The 18,109-nt window shown below is 72.0% G+C and carries 13 protein-coding genes; 6 read left to right on the top strand and 7 right to left on the bottom strand.

All coding sequences use genetic code 11. The features are described from left to right. The first annotated feature begins 139 nt into the window (after positions 1–139). The 3 genes from HAV40_RS19080 to HAV40_RS19070 all read left to right on the top strand — a co-directional run bounded on the left by HAV40_RS19080 (position 140) and on the right by HAV40_RS19070 (position 5,677). Positions 140–1,561, top strand: a complete 1,422-nt coding sequence (locus HAV40_RS19080; protein WP_155369905.1) for an alpha,alpha-trehalose-phosphate synthase (UDP-forming) — start codon at positions 140–142, stop codon at positions 1,559–1,561. Further along, positions 1,558–4,098 carry a trehalose-phosphatase gene (gene otsB, locus HAV40_RS19075; protein ID WP_239085998.1) on the top strand — a complete coding sequence of 847 codons (2,541 nt, stop codon included), beginning with the start codon at positions 1,558–1,560 and terminating at the stop codon, positions 4,096–4,098. Before HAV40_RS19080 ends, otsB begins: the two co-directional genes overlap by 4 nt. A gap of 244 nt (positions 4,099–4,342) precedes the next feature. Beyond that, positions 4,343–5,677, top strand: a complete 1,335-nt coding sequence (locus HAV40_RS19070; RefSeq protein ID WP_203671141.1) for an AAA family ATPase — start codon at positions 4,343–4,345, stop codon at positions 5,675–5,677. Here HAV40_RS19070 and cobA read toward each other — a convergent pair. Continuing rightward, complete coding sequence (cobA, locus tag HAV40_RS19065) at positions 5,662–6,885, bottom strand: uroporphyrinogen-III C-methyltransferase (RefSeq protein ID WP_166383079.1); 1,224 nt, start codon at positions 6,883–6,885, stop codon at positions 5,662–5,664. The two genes, HAV40_RS19070 and cobA, sit on opposite strands and share 16 nt — an antisense overlap. A gap of 150 nt (positions 6,886–7,035) precedes the next feature. Next, positions 7,036–8,109 (bottom strand): nicotinate-nucleotide--dimethylbenzimidazole phosphoribosyltransferase, encoded by a 1,074-nt coding sequence (cobT, locus tag HAV40_RS19060; protein ID WP_166383210.1) that lies wholly within the window; start codon positions 8,107–8,109, stop codon positions 7,036–7,038. Positions 8,110–8,234: 125 nt separating this feature from the next. On the opposite strand from cobT, the gene HAV40_RS19055 reads away from it, so the two are divergent. Then, positions 8,235–10,451, top strand: coding sequence for a transglycosylase domain-containing protein (locus tag HAV40_RS19055; RefSeq protein ID WP_166383208.1), 2,217 nt, complete (start codon positions 8,235–8,237; stop codon positions 10,449–10,451). A gap of 57 nt (positions 10,452–10,508) precedes the next feature. Here the strand turns inward: HAV40_RS19055 and HAV40_RS19050 are convergent, their stop codons facing one another. After that, positions 10,509–11,108 (bottom strand): GNAT family N-acetyltransferase, encoded by a 600-nt coding sequence (locus HAV40_RS19050; protein ID WP_166383077.1) that lies wholly within the window; start codon positions 11,106–11,108, stop codon positions 10,509–10,511. Positions 11,109–11,284: 176 nt separating this feature from the next. Between HAV40_RS19050 and HAV40_RS19045 the strand changes: the two genes are divergently transcribed. Then, positions 11,285–12,091 (top strand): SURF1 family cytochrome oxidase biogenesis protein, encoded by an 807-nt coding sequence (locus HAV40_RS19045; protein ID WP_239085996.1) that lies wholly within the window; start codon positions 11,285–11,287, stop codon positions 12,089–12,091. A gap of 145 nt (positions 12,092–12,236) precedes the next feature. After that, positions 12,237–13,541 carry a hypothetical protein gene (locus tag HAV40_RS19040; RefSeq protein ID WP_166383075.1) on the top strand — a complete coding sequence of 435 codons (1,305 nt, stop codon included), beginning with the start codon at positions 12,237–12,239 and terminating at the stop codon, positions 13,539–13,541. Between the two features lie 179 nt (positions 13,542–13,720). On the opposite strand, the gene HAV40_RS19035 is transcribed toward HAV40_RS19040, so the two are convergent. The 4 genes from HAV40_RS19035 to HAV40_RS19020 all read right to left on the bottom strand — a co-directional run bounded on the left by HAV40_RS19035 (position 13,721) and on the right by HAV40_RS19020 (position 17,993). Then, the gene (locus HAV40_RS19035; protein ID WP_166383073.1) at positions 13,721–15,097 is read right to left on the bottom strand and encodes a dipeptidase; all 1,377 of its coding nucleotides are present in this window, start codon (positions 15,095–15,097) and stop codon (positions 13,721–13,723) included. A gap of 79 nt (positions 15,098–15,176) precedes the next feature. After that, the gene (locus HAV40_RS19030) at positions 15,177–15,737 is read right to left on the bottom strand and encodes a uridine kinase family protein (protein ID WP_166383071.1); all 561 of its coding nucleotides are present in this window, start codon (positions 15,735–15,737) and stop codon (positions 15,177–15,179) included. Then, positions 15,734–17,272: a cobyric acid synthase gene (locus tag HAV40_RS19025; protein WP_166383069.1), complete on the bottom strand. Its 1,539-nt coding sequence runs from the start codon at positions 17,270–17,272 to the stop codon at positions 15,734–15,736. Before HAV40_RS19025 ends, HAV40_RS19030 begins: the two co-directional genes overlap by 4 nt. A gap of 106 nt (positions 17,273–17,378) precedes the next feature. Then, the gene (locus HAV40_RS19020) at positions 17,379–17,993 is read right to left on the bottom strand and encodes a single-stranded DNA-binding protein (RefSeq protein ID WP_409364939.1); all 615 of its coding nucleotides are present in this window, start codon (positions 17,991–17,993) and stop codon (positions 17,379–17,381) included. Positions 17,994–18,109 lie beyond the last annotated feature (116 nt).

Raw genomic sequence — 18,109 nt, 5'->3', positions numbered from 1 at the left:
ATCGGGTTGTGATCAAAGCGCCCCGCTGGGATGATCTACACGTATCGCCTACGCGTGCCGCGCCGTTGATCCACCTTTCCGGGGACTTCAGTAGTCTCAGAGGATGGCCCACGATCCACCGATCGGAGGAGAGGCAGCGATGGTCGATCGCAGCCCGTTCGTCGTCGTCGCCAACCGGCTGCCCGTGGACGAAGTGACCACGGACACCCCGGGCGGCCGCGTGACCGGCTCCGGTGATTCACGCCGCCGCTGGCGGCGCAGCCCCGGCGGTCTGGTGACCGCCCTGCACCCGGTGCTCGTCGAGCGCCACGGCACGTGGATCGGCTGGTCGGGCTCGCCCGGCGACGCCCCGGACCCGTTCGAGCTGGACGGCATCAACCTGCGGCCGGTGCCGCTCTCCGAAGAAGATCTTGAGCGTTACTACGAGGGCCAGTCCAACGCCACCATCTGGCCGCTCTACCACGACAACGTCGAGCCGCCCGTCTTCCGCCGCCGCTGGCGGGAGGCCTACCGGGTGGTCAACCGGCGCTACGCGGAGGCGGCGGCGGAGGTGGCCGCCGAGGGCGCCACGGTCTGGGTGCAGGACTACCAGCTCCAACTGGTGCCCGCGATGCTGCGGGAACTGCGCCCCGACCTCAAGATCGGCTTCTTCCTGCACATCCCGTTCCCGCCGATCGAGCTGTTCATGCAGCTGCCGCAGCGCGCCGAGGTGCTGCGCGGACTGCTCGGGGCCGACCTGGTCGGCTTCCAGCAGCGGCTGGCCGCGCAGAACTTCATCCGGCTGGCCCGGCACCTGCTCGGCACGCCGTACCACGGCAACGTGATCGAGTACGAGGGCCGCCAGGTCAAGGCGGACGCGTTCCCGATCTCGATCGACGTGGGCGAGATGCAGCGTCTCGCGGACAACCCACTTGTCCGGGAACGGGCCGTGCAGATCCGTGCCGAGCTCGGAGACCCCAAAACGGTCATCCTGGGTGTGGACCGACTCGACTACACCAAGGGCATCGAACACCGCCTTAAGGCATATCGCGAACTGCTGGCCGCGGGCCGCCTTTCCGTGCCGGAATCGGTGATGGTGCAGGTAGCGACGCCGAGCCGGGAACGGGTCGAGCACTACCAGGCACTGCGCATCAAGGTCGAGCGCGAGGTCGGCCGGATCAACGGGGATTTCGGCCGCGTCGGCGTGCCTGCGGTGCATTACCTGCACCAGTCGTACAGTCGCAGTGAGTTGGCCGCGCTCTACTGCGCGGCCGACGTCATGATGGTGACCCCGTTGCGGGACGGTATGAACCTGGTGGCCAAGGAGTACGTGGCGGCACGCTTGGAGCATGGTGGCGCACTCGTGTTGAGCGAGTTCGCGGGCGCGGCCGGAGAGCTGCGTCAGGCGTTCCTGTGCAACCCCCACGATCTGGACGCGGTCAAGGACGCACTCATGCGCGCGGTCACCGTCGACGAGCACGAGGCCCGGCGCCGGATGAGCGTGATGCAGCGGCACCTGCGGCGTCACGACGTGGCGCGCTGGGCGTCAGACTTCCTGACCGAACTGGGAGCAATACCATGACCCTGGGCATGACCGTCGATCTCGACCGCGACGGCTTCGACCCCGCACTGCGTTCGGCGCTCGCGCAGCTGGCCCGCGTGCCGCACCTGCTCGTCGCGTGCGACTACGACGGCACCCTGGCGCCGATCGTGGAGGACCCGTCCGCAGCCGCGCCGATCCCGGAAGCGGTCGCGGCGCTGCGCTCGCTGGCCACGCTGCCGCAGACCACCGTCGCGGTGGTCTCCGGGCGGGCGCTGCGCGACCTGGCGGCGCTGTCCCGGCTGCCCAGCGAGGTGCATCTCGTCGGCAGCCACGGCTCCGAGTTCGACATCGGCTTCGTCCAGCGACTCGCCTCCGACCTGGTCGACCTGCGCAGCAGGCTGCAGACCGAGCTGGAGCGGATAGCCGCCGAGCATCCTGGCGTACGCCTGGAGAACAAACCCGCCAGCGTCGCCGTGCACCTGCGTACCGCCTCCCGGGCGGTGGCCACCGCGGTGGCCGACGCCGTCCGGTGCGGCCCGGCCTCCTGGCCCGGCGTGCACACCACCGAGGGCAAGGAGGTCGTCGAGCTGTCGGTGCTGGCCTCGCACAAGGGCACCGCGATCGACGAACTGCGCCGTCAGGTGTCCGCGGGCGCGGTGCTGTTCATGGGCGACGACGTCACCGACGAGAACGCCTTCCGGCAGCTGTCGGGCAAGGACATCGGCGTCAAGGTCGGCGCGGGCGAGACCGCCGCGAACTTCCGGGTGCACGACCCGCTGCAGGCGGTACGCATCCTGGCGCTGCTGCTGGACACCCGGCGGCACTGGCTGTTCGGCGAGCGGGCGGTGCCCATCGAGCGGCACTCGATGCTCGCCGACGGCCGCACCGTCGCGCTGATCAGCCCCGACGCCCGGGTCAGCTGGCTGTGCCACCCGCGGCCGGACAGTGCGGCGATCTTCGCCGACCTGCTCGGCGGCGCGCCCGCCGGCCACTTCACGATCGCCCCGCAGCGTGGCGGGCACCCGCTGGGCCAGCGCTACCGCCCCGGCACGATGACCGTGGAGACCCGCTGGTCCGGCCTCACCGTGACGGACTGGCTCGAAGGCGACAGCCTGATGCGCCGCCTCACCGGCAACACCGTGGTCCGCGTCGAGTACGCCCCCCGGCCCGAGTTCGGGCAGGTGCCGGTGCAGCTCCAGCCGCTCACCGACGGGCTGCTCGTGCTCGGCACCAGCGAGCACCTGTGCCTGTACTCCCCCGGCGTGGAATGGGACGTCGTCGACGACGGCGGGCACGACACCGCCCGCGCGGTCATCGACCTGTCGAAGATGAACGGCGAGGCGCTGCTCGAGATGCGCATGCGCAGCCACAACCTGACCGCGCACCCGCTGACCGCGGCGCAGCGGCTGGAACTGGTCGAGCAGCCGTGGCGGGAGTGGGCCAACTCCCTGGAGCTGCCCTCGGTCGAGAAGGAGGTGGTCATGCGCAGCGCGCTCACGCTGCGCGGCCTGTGCCACTTCGAGGGCGGCGGCGTCATCGCCGCGGCGACCACCTCGCTGCCGGAGACGCTGGGCGGCATCCGCAACTGGGACTACCGCTTCGTCTGGCTGCGCGACGGCGCGATGACCGTCAAGGCGCTCGTCGAACTGGGCTCGCTGACCGAGGCCGAGGCGTTCCTGCGCTGGGTCGACGGGGTCGTCGACCGCACCGGCGGGCACCCGGAGCGGCTGCACCCGCTCTACACCGTGGACGGCTACGAGCTCGGCCCGGAGGCCGTGATCGAGAGCCTGCCCGGCTACGCCGGCTCCCGGCCGGTGCGCGTCGGCAACGCCGCCAACAAGCAGCTCCAGCTCGACGTGTTCGGGCCGGTCGCGGACGTGCTGATGGCGGTCGCGGACAAGCGCGGCAAGATCCGGCACGAGGAGTGGCGGGTCATGGAGGCCATGGTGCAGGCCTGCGCCCAGCGCTGGCACGAGCCCGACCACGGCATCTGGGAGGCCCGGCTGGCTCCGCGCCACCACGTGTACTCCAAGGTCATGTCCTGGATGACGGTGGACCGGGCGCTGCAGGTGCTGGAGCGGCACACCACCGAGGAGCGGCCCGAGTGGGTCGAGCTGCGGGACCGGATCGCCGAGAACGTCCTGCACCAGGGCTGGCACGAGGGCACCAAGGCGTACACGGTCGCCTACGGCTTCCCCGAGATGGACGCCTCGAGCCTGTGGATCGGCCTGTCCGGCCTGCTGGCCGACGACGACCCGCGCTTCCTGGACACGGTGCTCGCGGTCGAGGCCGAACTCCGCTCGGGACCGGTCGTCTACCGGTACAAGTGGGACGACGGCATGCCCGGCAAGGAGGGCGGCTTCCACATCTGCACGGCGTGGCTGATCGAGGCCTACCTGCGTACCGGCCGCCGCGCCGACGCCGAGGAACTGTTCGACCAGATGCTGGCCACCGCCGGCCCGACCGGCCTGCTCCCCGAGCAGTACGACCCGGACCTCGAACGCGGCCTCGGCAACCACCCCCAGGCCTACAGCCACCTCGGCCTGATCCGCTGCGCCCAGCTCCTCGGCCGCTGAACAAAGGAAGGGCGCCTTCTACAGCGCATAGCGCTGTAGAAGGCGCCCTTCCTAAGTCCGTCTGCAATGGTAGCCACAACTATCATAGTTGTGGCTACCATAGTGTGGTGGATGCACTGAAACCCGAGCGGTTACACGGTCGCGCCGTCGAATGGGACGAGCTGACAGACTTCGTCTCCGCGCCGACACCGGGCGCGACGCTCGGACTCGTCTACGGGCGCCGGCGCCAGGGCAAGACGCGCTCATGCTCGAACTGCTCGCCCAGCAGACCGGCGGCTTCTTCTTCGGCGCGACCCAGCAGACCGAGAGCCAGAACCTGGCCGACATCGGCCGGGCGCTCGCCGAGCACCGCGGGCTCGGCTCGCCGCTGGCCCTCGCCGACTGGCGCGACGCCCTGACCGAGCTGATCCGGCTCGGCCGCGAGCGGCAGCTTCCCGTCATCATCGACGAGTTCCCCTATCTCGTCGCGACGACTCCCGCCCTGCCCTCCTACCTGCAGCAGGCCCTGAGTCCGCTCGGCGAGGCCAAGCAGGACACCCGCACCCGGCTCATCCTCTGCGGCAGCGCGCTGACGACGATGTCCACCCTGCTCGGCGCGGGCGCGCCACTACGCGGGCGGGCGGTGCTGGAACTGGTGGTAAAGCCGTTCGGCTACCGCGAGGCGGCCGCCTTCTGGGGGCTCACCGATCCCGAGCTCGCCTTCCGGGTCAACGCCCTGGTCGGCGGGACACCGGCGTACCTGGAGATGAGCGGAGGGGCCGGGCCGCGCAGCGCCGCCGACTTCGACCGCTGGGTGCAGCGCCGGATCATCAATCCGGCGTCGGCGATGTTCCGCGAGGGCAGCCTGCTCCTACGCGAGGACCCGTCGATCGCCGATCCCACCTCGTACGCCGCGGTCCTCACCGCGCTGAGCGCCGGCAAGGTCCGCCGCACCGAGATAGCGGCCGAGTTGGGCCGACCCGCTTCGGCACTGGCCCACCTGCTCAACGGCCTGCAGGGCATCGGCCTGGTCGAGGCCGTCGACGACGCGGTGCGCAGCAAGCGCACCGTCTACCGGATCACCGAGCCCGTCGTGCGGCTGTACCAACTGATCATCAACCGGCACGAGGCCGAGCTGGTCACCGGGCGCGCGGAGCAGGTGTGGGAGCGAAACAGCGACACCGTCGCCTCCAAGATCTACGGACCGCACTTCGAGGATCTGAGCCGCCAGTGGTGCCTGTGGCACGCCAGTGAGCAGACACTGGGTGGCCTGGCGAGCCGGGCGCTGCCCACCGAGCTGCCCTGCCGCGACCACCGAGCCGGTCACGAGCTGGACGCCGTCGTCTGGGAGACCCGGTCCGGCCGACCCGACCGCATCATCGCGATCGGCGAGGCCAAGGCGACCGCGAGCCCCGTCGGCGTAGACGAGCTGACCCGCCTGGACCATCTGCGCGGACTGCTCCCCGCCGATGCCGCGACCCCCGCGCCCCGCCTGCTGCTGTTCGCCCGCTCGGGCTTCACCCCCGAGCTGCGGCGCACCGCGGCCACCCGCGGCGACGTCGAACTGGTCGGCTTGGACCGGCTCTACCGCGGATCGTGACGGCGCCCGGCTCGCCGACCGGGCAGGACGTCGACGACGTCGCCGACGACGACGATCGCGGGCGGGCTCAGCTGCCCGGCCAGGCCGGGGAGGTCGGCGAGGGTGCCGTGCAGGGACTGCTGCTGGTCGGTGGTGCCCTCCTGGACGACCGCGGCCGGGGTCGCCGGGTCGCGGCCGTGGGCCAGCAGGGTCGCCACGATGGCGGGCAGGTTCTTCAGGCCCATCAGGATCACCAGGGTGCCGCGCAGCCGGGCCAGCGCCTGCCAGTCGACCAGCGAGTCCGGGTGGTCCGGGCCGATGTGCCCGCTGACCACGGTGAACTCGTGCGCCACCCGGCGGTGCGTCACCGGGATGCCCGCTGCGGCAGGCACCGAGATCGCGCTGGTCACGCCGGGCACCACGGTCACCGGCACGCCCGCCTCGGCGCAGGCCAGCACCTCTTCGCCGCCGCGGCCGAAGACGTACGGGTCGCCGCCCTTGAGGCGTACCACGAACAGCCCGGCCTTGGCCCGTTCGACCAGGATGCGGTTGATCTCCTCCTGCTGCGCGGCGGGGCCATACGGCAGCTTCGCCACGTCGACCAGTTCCACGTCGGCGCGCAGCTCGTCGAGCAGCAGGCCGGGACCGAGCCGGTCGGCGACCACCACGTCGGCGGCGGCCAGCAGGCGGCGGCCCTTGACCGTGATCAGCTCCGGATCGCCGGGGCCGCCCCCGACCAGCGCGACCGTGCCCTTGACCGTCTCCGGCACGGTGTCCTCGTCGGTGGCCAGCAGGTTCGCGATGCGGTCGCGCACCGCCACCGCGCGACGCGGCGAGCCGCCCGCGAGCACGGCCACGGTGACCGCACCGTGGCGGGCCACCGCCGGGGTCCAGGCGCTCGCGGCGTGCCGGTCGTCGGCGCGTACGCAGAAGATGCGGCGCTGCTCCGCGGCTGCCGAGACCGACGCCGCGGCCTGGGGGTCGTCGACCGCGACCTGCACCAGCCAGACGCCCTCGAGGTCGGGCTCGGCGAACGGCCGCGCCAGCCAGGTGAGCCGGTCCGCGTCGGCCAGCCCGCGCAGCGCGGGCGTCAGCTCGGGCGCGACCAGGCGCACCCGCGCACCGGCCGCCAGCAGCGCGGGCACCCGCCGGGTCGCCACCGCGCCCCCGCCGACGACCAGCACCAGTCGTCCATCCAGCCGCAGCGCAAGGGGATAGAGGTCACTCACTGTCGCTGCACGTCCTTCGTAATGCCGACACAGAACCCCTCGCGGAGCTCACTCCTCGACCTTCGCAGAGCCGCCATGGCTCAGCCTGCGGGGCTCGCTCCGCTCACTCCTCGACCTTCGCAGAGCCGCCATGGCCCAGCCTGCGGTCGTTCACTCCTCGGCTTTCGCGGCGACGCCGGCGCTGTCGAATGTCGCCATCTCGTGCAGGACCCGTACGGCGCTCGCCACGATCGGGTAGGCCAGCACCGCGCCGGTGCCCTCGCCCAGCCGGAGGCCGAGGTCGAGCAGCGGGTTCAGTTCGAGTTGCGACAGCGCCACGCTAGCGCCCGGCTCCACCGACTGGTGTCCCGCGATCATGGCGTCCCGGCTGCTGGGCACGATGGCCACGGCCGTCAGGGCGGCGGCTGCCGCGATCACGCCGTCGAGTACGACCGGCACCCGGCGTGCCGCCGCGCCCAGGATGAAGCCGACCAGCCCGGCGTGCTCCAGGCCGCCGAGCGCGGCCAGCACCGCCACGGGGTCGGACGCGGGCTCGCCGTGCCAGGTCGGGCCGTGCAGGGCGAGGGCCTGGCGGATCACCTCGACCTTGCGCAGGTGGGTGGGGGCGTCGATGCCGGTGCCGTAGCCGGTCACCATGCCCGGCTCACGCCCCGTGAAGGCGGAGATGAGTGCCGCCGACGCGGTGGTGTTGCCGATGCCCATGTCACCCGTGAGCAGTACGCGGGCCCCGCCGTCGATCATCGCGTGCGCTGTCTGGATGCCGACCTCCAGCGCGGCCTGCGCCTCGGCGCGGGTCATCGCGGGCTCGACGGTCATGTCACGGGTGCCGTGGCGGACCTTGGCCGCGATCAGGCCGTCGGCCGGGGGCAGGTCGGCGGCGACGCCGACGTCGACCACGGTGACGGTGACGCCGGTCTGCCGGGCCAGCGCGTTCACGGCGGCTCCCCCCGCCAGGAAGTTGCCGACCATCTGCGCGGTGACCTCCTGCGGCCACGGCGTGACACCCTGGGCATGCACCCCGTGGTCGCCGGCGAAGATCGCCAGCTGGGCGGGTTCGAGCAGGGGTGGCGGGCAGACCGCGCTCAGCCCGGCCAGGCGCACCGACAGCTCCTCCAGCTCGCCGAGCGAACCGGCGGGCTTGGTCAGCCGGGCCTGTAGCTCGCGGGCCTGGTTCATCGCAGCCGCGTCGAGCGGACGGACCGCCTCGATCGTTAAGCCCAACAGCTCACTCGTCACGACTTCAGCTCACCACGTCAGCTGTCGCCTTGCCGACTCGGGGGTAGAAAACGTCGCGTCTTTTACGGCTTTGAATCCATCTACTGAGTAGTTTGTCCTACCTTGGTAGGGTGATGCCGCTTAGCCTCCTAAAAGGTGCAATTTCCGCCACCGGACGTCTCGGGCCGATCCTGCGCTCGGGCCTGATCGCGGGAGTTGTCGTCGCCGCGGTCACCTACCCCCTCGCCGCGGTGGGCGGGCTGGGGCTGAAGGCCGGCGCCGACTTCTACGACTCGCTGCCCTCGGAGCTCAAGAGCCTGCCCCCGGCGCAGACCAGCTACGTGTACGCCTCCGACGGCAAGACGCTGCTCACGAACTTCTACGAGGAGCATCGCAAGTACTCCCCGATCGCCGACGTGTCGGACAACATCCGCAAGGCGATCGTGGCCAGCGAGGACGGGCGCTTCTACGAGCACAACGGCGTCGACGCCAAGGGCATCGCGCGCGCCTTCGTGGCCAACCACACCGCGGGTGAGGTCTCCCAGGGCGCGTCCACGCTGACCATGCAGTACGTGCGCATGGCGCTGCGCGACGGCGCGCAGACCCCCAGCGAGGTCATGGCGGCGACCGAGCAGACCCCGCTGCGCAAGATCCGGGAGGCGCGGCTGGCCATCAAGGTGGAGAAGGAGATGTCGAAGACCGACATCCTCGAGCGCTACCTGAACGTGGCCTACTTCGGCCACCGCGCCTACGGCGTGTTCGCGGCGGCGCAGATCTTCTTCTCCAAGCTCCCCAAGGACCTGACCCTGGCCGAGTCGGCCACCCTGGCGGGCCTGGTCAAGGCCCCCACGGCGTACGACCCGGCGGGCAGCGACCAGTCGGCGGCGACCCAGCGGCGCAACTACGTCATCGACCGGATGGCCGAGCTGGGCTACATCACGCCCGCGGTCGCGGAGACGACGAAGAAGGAACCCATCAAGCTGAAGATCACCGAGCCGCCGAACGACTGCATCGCGGTGGGCAAGAAGAACAACAGCTGGGGCTTCTTCTGCGACATGTTCAAGAACTGGTGGATGGCGCAGCCCGCGTTCGGGGCCAACCCCGGCGAGCGTGAGGACAACCTGCGCCGCGGCGGCTACAAGATCACCACTTCGCTGGACCCGAAGGTCCAGGACATCGCGATGGACCACGTCACCAAGCGCCAGCCGATCGGCAGCTCGTACGCCCTGGGCGAGGTCGTCGTGCAGCCCGGCACCGGGCTGGTCAAGGCGATGGCGGTGAACCGGACGTACTCGCTGGACCAGGCGGGCAACGGGGCGCACACCGACCCCAAGCGCTACGGCAAGGTCAAGGGCAACTACCCGAACACGGTCAACCCGCTGCTCGGCGGCGGCAACCTGCCCGGCTACCAGGCCGGATCGACGTTCAAGGTGTTCACGATGGTCGCCGCGCTCGACGCCGGCCTGAAGATGAACACCTGGTTCTACGCCCCGCACCGGTACAAGTCGCAGTACTTCGCCGGCTGGGGCGAGCGCGGCACCTGCGGCGGCGGCCACTGGTGCCCGTCCAACGCCAGCGGCTCGATGACCGGCAACCACGCCATGTGGTCGGGCTTCGGCAAGTCCGTCAACACGTACTTCGTCCAGCTGGAGCAGAAGGTCGGCGCGGACAAGGCGGTCAAGATGGCCGAGCGGCTCGGCCTGAAGTGGCGCACCGACATCGACCAGCTGCAGGCCTCGGTCGGCAAGTCCAAGACCTGGGGCGCGTTCACCCTCGGCGTCGCGGACACCACGCCGCTGGAGATGGCCAACGCGTACGCCACCATGGCCGCCGAGGGCAAATACTGCGAGGCGCTGCCGGTCACCGGCATCGTCAAGCCCGACGGCACCCCCGCGATGATGGACGTCAAGGGCAAGCAGGTCCCCGTCGCGACGCCCCGCTGCCGCCAGGAGGTCAGCAAGGACGTGGCCCGCGCCGCCACCGACGCGATGCGCTGCGTCACCGGGTACGGCGCGGCCAAGGGCGGCTGCGGCGGCTGGTCCACCGCCCCCGGCGTCTACGGCATGGTCGACCGCCCGGTCGCGGGCAAGACCGGCACCACCGACGACACCCGCGCGGCCTGGTTCGTCGGGTTCACCAAGGAGCTGGCCGCGGCGTCGTTCATGGCGGACCCGGACAACCCGTTCCACGCCACCGGCGACTACAACTCCTGGAAGCCGATCGAGACCGTGGCGTACACCCTGAAGGACGCGTTGAAGGGCAAGGACGTCCAGCACTTCAACCCGCCGTCGGACAAGATCCTCGGCAAGAAGCCGGCGAACCTGCCGAAGATGAAGAAGAAGAAGAACTGAACGGCTCACACCACGAAAGGGCCCCGCCGGTCGGCGTGGCCCTTTCGTTTGTGCGGGTCAGCGCAGATCGGCCGCGACGATGGACCAGACCTCCAGGTCCACCCGGCCACTGTGTACGTATCCGGCGTTGCGCAGCAGGCCCTCGTAGGTGAAGCCGGCCTTCTCGGCCACCCGGCGCGACGCGGTGTTGCCCGGGGCCACCCGCAGCTCGATGCGCTGGAAACCGTGCTCCAGCACCAGAGCCAGGGTCAGCGCGTCGACGGCCTCCGGGGCCATGCCCAGCCCGCGGGCGTCGGCGGAGACCGCGTACGAGATCTCGGTGACCCGGCCGACCCAGTCCGTGCGCTTGGTCCACAGGCAGCCGACCAGCCGCTGGTCCTCGCGCCGCACGACGCCGTAGTGGTCCCCCGCCCCGCTGTCGCGGCGCTCGCCCGCCATCTCCGTGCACCACGAACGGCCGTCGATCTGCCCGAACTCCTTCGGGAACGGCAGCCAGCGCTGCGTCTGCTTGTCCGCGAAGATCTCCGTCACCGGGTCGGCGTCCAGCGCCACCAGCGGCCGCACGTCCAGCCGCGGGGTCTGCACCGTCATCGTCGGAAAGCGGCGTACGGCGACGTTGCCCAGCCCGGCCACGCCGGAATCGGGATTGGCAGACATACGACAGACTCCAGACGTAAGGGCGGCCGCCTCGGCGGATCACATGCTGTTCTACAGACGCGCGGCCGCTGTCCGAAGCTGCACCATACCCGCTGGCCCAGCCGGACGCCCGAGTGACCGCTCCACCGATCGGCCGTGACGGAACTCACAGCTCAGGGCGTGGGTAAACTGCCCGGGTGCACGCCCTCCTGACCCGCCGCTGGCTGACCGTCTTCGCCGTCGCCCTGCTCGCCTCCTTCGTCATGGTGCTGCTCGGCCGATGGCAGTGGAGCCGCTACGAGCTGCGCAGCGCGATCAACGACCGGATCGACGCCAGCACGGTGGTCACCCCCGTGCCGGTCGGCGACGTGCTCGCCGCCGCCACCGGCAAGGGCGCGGCCCCCGGCCCCGGCGAGGACAAGGCCTGGACCCGGATCACCGCGACCGGGCGGTACGACGCCACCCAGGAGATCCTGGTCCGCAACCGCACCGTCGACGGCACGGTCGGCTACGAGATCCTGACCCCGCTGGTACTGGCCGACGGCTCCGCGCTGCTCGTCGACCGCGGCTGGGTGCCGCCGCACCCCGACGGCATCACGGTCGCGCCGACGTTCCCCGCCGCCCCGACCGGGCCGGTCACCGTCATCGGCCGGGTCCACTTGACCGAGTCCGGCGCGGGCGCCGTCGACCAGCGCAACGGCCACTGGGAGACCCGCCGGGTCAGCCTGCCCGCCATCGGCGACAAGCTCCCCTACCCGGTGCTCGGCGCGTACGTGCTCGCCGACTCCGGCACCCCCGGCGCGCAGGGGCTCACCGCGATCGAGGTCGGCCACGAGAACGACTGGCTCAATCTCGGGTACGCCGTCCAGTGGTGGATCTTCGCGGTCGGCGCCCTGGTCGGCGTGGTCTACCTGTACCGCAAGGACCAGCGTGAACAGCGGGCCGCCACGGAGGCAGGCCCCGACCCGGAGCCCGTGCCCGAACCCGCCGACGCCACCGCCTGACGCCACGCCCGTTCCGGTCGCCACGGCCGCCCGCCCGGGACGCCGGTGACCGGCGGGTCGTGGCGACAGGCCGCACACCTGCGGGTTCACGGGTGAGCGCTGGACGCCGCCGATACCGCTACGGGGCAACGGCTATGGTGCCGATGTGACCGACGAGCAGCCCGACCAGCCGCGCCCCGACCTGCCGCCGACCCTGCCGCTGCCGACCGAGCCGATGAAGGCCTTCGGCGCGCGCGCCCGCGCCGAGATGCCGAACGCGGCCCAGGTCCCGGTCGCCGCGCCGCCGAGCGAGCCGCCGTCCCCACCGACGATGCCCGTGATCTACGCGCCCGCCGACCCGACACAGCCGATGCCGTCCGCACCCGCGGTGGGCTCCGCCTCCGTCCCCACCCCGGACAGGCCGACGGCACCGATCTCCACCGCCCCGGCCGTTGGCTCCGCCCAGGTCTCCAGCCCACCCCTGGCTCCGACCTCAGCCACACCCGCCGTCGGCTCGGCGCAGGTCTCCAGCCCGCCCGTTACCCCGACCGCCCCGATCTCCACCGCCCCGGCCGTGGGATCCGCGCAGGTCTCCAGTCCGCCCCTGGCTCCGACCGCCCCGATCTCGACCGCACCGGCCATAGGGTCGGCACAGGTCTCCAGCCCACCCCTGGCTCCGACCGCACCGATCTCCACTGCACCGGCCATGGGTTCCGCACAGGTCCCGACGCCGGCGGCAGCACCGTCGATGCCACCCACGATGCCGATCTCGGCTGCGCCCGCCGTCGGGTCCGCGCAGGTCGCCAAGCCGCCCACAGCGCCGCCGGTGGCACCCACGATGCCGATCTCCGCTGCGCCCAACGTCGGATCAGCGCAGGTCCCCAAGCGGGCGGCGGCGCCGTCCACACCCGCCGCGAGTCCCCCGGCCGCGTGGACGCCGCCCATCGCCACCTCGCCGCCCGCGCCAGCCGCGCCGGTGACGCCGAAGGTTCCGCCGGTCGCGCCGCCGCCGTCGAGCCGTGCCGCGCAGCCCGCGCCGCCACGGTTGCAGATGCCGCACCACCCCGCTCCGGCGACACGTCCCGCAGCGACGCCGCCCGGTCGGCCCGCCGCCGGTCCCGGGCCGGTGCTGGTGCAGCTCGGCGAGGTGTCGGTGAACTCGACGACGATCCACACCCCGTCGGGCGAGATCCCACTGCGCGGTTCACAGTGGGCGGTCAGCGACCAGTGGCACTCCCAGCAGCGCATCCCCACCTGGGCGGTGGTCTGCGCCGTACTGGGCTTCTTCCTGCTCTGCTTCCTGAGCCTGCTCTTCCTGCTCGCGAAGCAGACCCGCTACAGCGGCACCGTCCAGGTAATGATCACCAACGGCAACCGCCAGTACGTAGTCCGCATCCCGGTCACCGACCAGCGCGTAGTCGCCCACATCCACGCCCAGGTCAACTACGCCCGCTCCCTCGCCGCCCTGTAACCCAACCCCCCGCTCCAGCCCTCCAGCCGCCCCGCCCCGCCCCGCGCCCATGAAAATAGACGCTGGCCTATTACATCGATTATTCGTAGATCGAACTCGATGTAATAGGCCAGCGTCTATGAAAAAGCGGGCCGGAACGTGCCCTGCCCGCCCCCAGCGTCCCGGAGGGCGGGGAGGGGTCAGGCGGACTTGGCGGCTTCGGCCACGTTGTGCAGGAGCAGGGCCTCGGCGAGGCAGACGCGGGCGAACTCGCCCAGGTGCAGGCTCTCGTTCGGCCCGTGCGCCTTCGCGTGCGGGTCCTCCACGCCGGTGACCAGGATGGACGCTGCGGGGAACAGCTCCTGGAACGTCGCGATGAACGGGATCGACCCACCGATGCCGATCTCGACCGGCTCGGTGCCGTCCCACGCCGTCGCGAATGCCGAGCGGGCCGCGTCGAAGTACTTGCCGGTCGCGTCGATCGCGCACGGGTTGCCGTCGTGCTCGAGCTCGAAGCTGATCTCCGCACCCCACGGCACGTGCTTCTCCAGGTGCGCGATCAGCGCCTGGTACGCCGACTTCGGGTCGTCGCCGGGGGCCAGCCGCATGCTCAGCTTGGCGCGGGCCGCCGGGACCAGCGCGTTGGGCGCCTCGGCGGTACGCGGCGAGTCGATCGCGAGCACCGCCAGCGCCGGCTTGGTCCACATCCGGTCGACGATGCGGCCGGTGCCGATCAGCTCGACGCCGTCGAGGATGCCTGCCTCGGCACGGTAGCGGTCCACCGGGTAGTCCAGCGGCGCGGCCTCGCCGCTGACCAGGCCGGGCACCGCCACGTCGCCGTTCTCGTCGTGCAGGGTCGCCAGCAGGCGGCACAGCACCGTCAGCGCGTCGGGGACCACCCCGCCGAACATGCCGCTGTGCACCGCGGACTGCAGCACCCGTACGTCGACGAAGCTGTTCACGATGCCGCGCAGCGAGGTCGTCAGCGCCGGTACGCCGATGTCCCAGTTGCCGGAGTCGGCGATGACGATGACGTCGGCGGCCAGCTCCTCCTTGTGCTTGGCGAGCAGGCCCGGCAGCGAGTCGGAGCCGAACTCCTCCTCGCCCTCGACGAACACGACCACGCCCAGCGGCAGCCGGTCGTCGTCGGTGCCGCAGCCGAATGCGCGCAGCGCCGCGATGTGCGCCATGACGCCGGCCTTGTCGTCGGCAGCGCCGCGCCCGTAGAGGCGGCCGTCGCGCTCGGTCGGCTCGAACGGCTCGGACTCCCACTGGCTCAGGTCGCCGACGGGCTGGACGTCGTGGTGGGCGTAGAGCATGACGGTCGGCGCGCCGGCCGGGGCGGGGCGGCGGCCGATGACCGCGGGGTGCCCGTCGCCGATCCGGCTGACCTGCACGTCGAGCCCGACGCCGCGCATGAGTTCGGCGACCGCCTGGGCGGAACGCTCCAGCGGGGCGAAGTCGAAGCCGTCAAAGGCGATGCCGGGGATGCGTACGAGCGCCTCGAGGTCGGCCCGTACCCCCGGGAGTTCGCGCTCGATCGCAGCGCGCAGCTCGTCAACAGTGAGGGTCGTCATGAGGATGATCCTGTCATGGCTCGCCGACGACCTGCACGGCGATCGGCCGGTAACGACCGGGGTCAGCGGGCGGGGCGGGTCAACCCGTGCCGTCGACCCGCAGGTCGGCCAGGGTCGCGGTGGCGTCGGCGGCGAAGTGGACCGCCTCGCGCCGCCGCCACTGCCGCAGCACGGGCTGCATGGCCGGGCCGTCGCGCAGCACGCTGCGGGCACGGCGTACCCGGGCCGGGGCGTCGACGTACACGGTGAGGCTGGCCAGGGCCCGGCCCTGCGCGCGGGCGCTGCCGACCCCCTCGACGAGCACGATGTCGGCGGGCCAGACGGTGATCCACTCGGTGCCGAAGCGCCGCAGGTGCCAGTCGTACGGGTGGTAGCCGCCCGGCGCGCCGAACCGGATCGGTGTGAGCACCTGCCGCTCCAGCCGGGACCAGTAGGTGAACTGGTCGTCCCAGCCGTCGAGCAGGTCGTCGGTGTGCACGACGGCGACCTGCCGCTCGCCGAGCGCCTCGGCCAGCCGCGCGGCGTAGACCGTCTTGCCCGCTCCGCTCGGCCCGTCGACCAGCACCAGCCTGCTGCGCCCGAGGCGCGGCGGCGCGGCCAGCAGCCGCGCGACCTCGTCACCGGCCAGTGCGGCACTCATCCGAGCACCGGCGCGCCCGGCGGCAGGAACGGCAGGCCCACCGGTGGTCCCTTCTCGATGAGCCGCCACAGCGCCTCGGTGTCCAGGTGCTCCTCGACCAGGTCGCCGAGCCGGTCGACGGTCGCCTCCCGCATCGCCGCGAAACCAGTGTCCGGCGCGACCTCGAAGCCGCGCCGCCCGGCCAGGCCCGCGGCCAGGGTCAGGAACCGGCGGCGGAACTCGTCGGACTCGAACGCCCCGTGCCAGTGCGTGCCGAACACGTGACCGGCCGCCGCGCCCTCGGTCTCGCCGCCGGGCAGCGTGATCAGCGGCGCAAGCGCCGGATCGCGGTACGCCACCCGCCCGTGATGGATCTCGTAACCGCGCACCGGCGCGCCGAGCGCCTGCCCGGCCGGCCTGGCCAGTGTCTTGTCCGGCGCGAAGACGATCCGCACCGGCAGCAGCCCGAGCCCGGCCACGTCGCCGCGGCGGCTCTCCACCTCGTCGGCGATCTGCTCGGACAGCATCTGGAAGCCGCCGCAGATGCCCAGCAGCGGCCGCCCCGCGCGAGCGTGCGCGAGCACCGCCCGGTCCAGGCCGGTGTCGCGCAGCCAGCGCAGATCGTCCACGGTCGCCTTGGTGCCCGGCAGGACGACCAGGTCGGCGTCGGCGATCTCGCCCGGTTCGACGGTCAGCCGCACGCTCACCCCCGGCTCGCAGGCCAGGGCCTCGGCGTCGGTGGCGTTGGAGATGTGCGGCAACCGCACGACCGCCACCCGCAGCCACTCCTGTCCCCGGGCCGGGCCGGGCCGCCCGAGCACCCGCCCGTACGCGAGCGCGTCCTCCGCGTCGAGCCACAGGTCCACATCGAACGGCAGCACGCCGTACACGGTCCGGCCGGTGGCCGCCTCGATCATGTCGACGCCCGGCTGCAGCAGCTCCCGCGAGCCGCGGAACTTGTTGACCACGAACCCGGCGACCAGCGCCTGGTCTTCGGCGTCGAGCAGGGCGACGGTGCCGAACATGGCCGCGAAGACGCCGCCGCGATCGATGTCGCCGACCACGATGGTGGGCATCCGCCCGTGCCGGGCCAGCCCCATGTTGACGTAGTCGTGGTCCCGCAGATTGATCTCGGCCGGGCTGCCCGCACCCTCGCAGACCACCACGTCGTACTCGGCCAGCAGTTCGTCGTAGGCGGCGAACGCGGCGCCCGACATGGCGGGCTTGAGCTGCCGGAAGTTCGCCGCGTCGATGGTGTCCACCGCCTGTCCCAGCAGCACGACCTGGCTCGTGTGGTCGCTGCCCGGCTTGAGCAGCACCGGGTTGAACCGCACCTGCGGCTCCTGCCCGCTGGCGACGGCCTGCAGCGCATGGGCCCGCCCGATCTCACCGCCGCGCCCCCGCGCGTCGACGACGACCGCCGAGTTGTTCGACATGTTCTGCGCCTTGAACGGGGCCACCCGCACGCCGCGCCGGTGCAGCCAGCGGCACACCCCGGCGGTCAGCACGCTCTTGCCGGCGTCGGAGGTGGTGCCGGCGATCAAGATCCCGCTCATGCACCCAGCCTAGGGGACCCCCGTCGCCCGCATTCCAGGCCCGGAGCGGGGCGACCGGCTCCCCAGCAAGCCCACCGGTCGCCCCTCCCCCGTCCCCTCCCGGGGGCTACGCCGCGACCGGCACGCGCGAGCGTGCCGCCGCCTCGTCCTCGTCGTCCTCCTCGTCGTCGGCGTCCTGCTCACCAGCGACCAGTTCGGCCCCCATGCCGCCGCCGCGCAGCGACGCGATCGCGTCGAGGTCGAACGCCCCGCCGAAGGCCGGGTCGTCGTCGGCGAACAGCGGGTCGTTCGGGTCCGGGCCGATCCGCATGTCGGGCGCGGGCTCGGTCTGCTCGTCGCCCACCCGGCTCTCGCCGGTGCCGTCCTCGATCGCGCTGGTCGAGGTCCCCGGCTTGGTCCGGGCGAACCGGCCCCGGCCCCGGGACAGGTCGTGGCCGACCGCCGCCGCCTCCAGCTCGTACATCACGCGGCGCTGGCCGTCCTCGTCGATCCAGTCCCGGGTGTAGAGGCGGCCGACGACCACCACGGGATCGCCCACCATCACCGAACTGGCCACGCCCTCGGCGAGCCGCCGCCAGCAGTTGACGCGCACGCGCAGGCTGTTCCCGTCGACCCAGCGGTTGTTGGCCCGGTCCAGCCGGCGGGCCGTGGAGGCCACCTTGAAGTTGGCCACGAGCTGCCCGGACTGGCTGGTGCGCCGCCACTCCGGCGCGGTGAGCACGTTCCCGACGATCGTGGGACGGCCTAAAATACCCACCCATAATCGCAGGTCAACGCATGATCGGGGGGCTTCGCCATGGGCGAGCATGGTTGCACATGCCCGCCCATGGCGAAGAC

It is taken from the genome of Catellatospora methionotrophica, assembly GCF_011297335.1.
In the GTDB taxonomy this organism is placed as follows: Bacteria; Actinomycetota; Actinomycetes; order Mycobacteriales; family Micromonosporaceae; genus Catellatospora; species Catellatospora methionotrophica.
Note: the sequence above shows the minus strand (reverse complement) of the source record. Positions and strands in the feature narration are given on the sequence as shown.

Bases quoted from the DNA above. Each gene is read 5' to 3' on its own strand.
- HAV40_RS19070 (WP_203671141.1), top strand. From the start codon at position 4,343: ATGCTCGAACTGCTCGCCCAGCAGACCGGCGGCTTCTTCTTCGGCGCG.
- HAV40_RS19030 (WP_166383071.1), bottom strand. From the start codon at position 15,737: ATGAGTGCCGCACTGGCCGGTGACGAGGTCGCGCGGCTGCTGGCCGCG.
- HAV40_RS19035 (WP_166383073.1), bottom strand. From the start codon at position 15,097: ATGACGACCCTCACTGTTGACGAGCTGCGCGCTGCGATCGAGCGCGAA.
- HAV40_RS19080 (WP_155369905.1), top strand. From the start codon at position 140: ATGGTCGATCGCAGCCCGTTCGTCGTCGTCGCCAACCGGCTGCCCGTG.
- HAV40_RS19025 (WP_166383069.1), bottom strand. From the start codon at position 17,272: ATGAGCGGGATCTTGATCGCCGGCACCACCTCCGACGCCGGCAAGAGC.
- HAV40_RS19055 (WP_166383208.1), top strand. From the start codon at position 8,235: ATGCCGCTTAGCCTCCTAAAAGGTGCAATTTCCGCCACCGGACGTCTC.
- otsB (WP_239085998.1), top strand. From the start codon at position 1,558: ATGACCCTGGGCATGACCGTCGATCTCGACCGCGACGGCTTCGACCCC.
- HAV40_RS19050 (WP_166383077.1), bottom strand. From the start codon at position 11,108: ATGTCTGCCAATCCCGATTCCGGCGTGGCCGGGCTGGGCAACGTCGCC.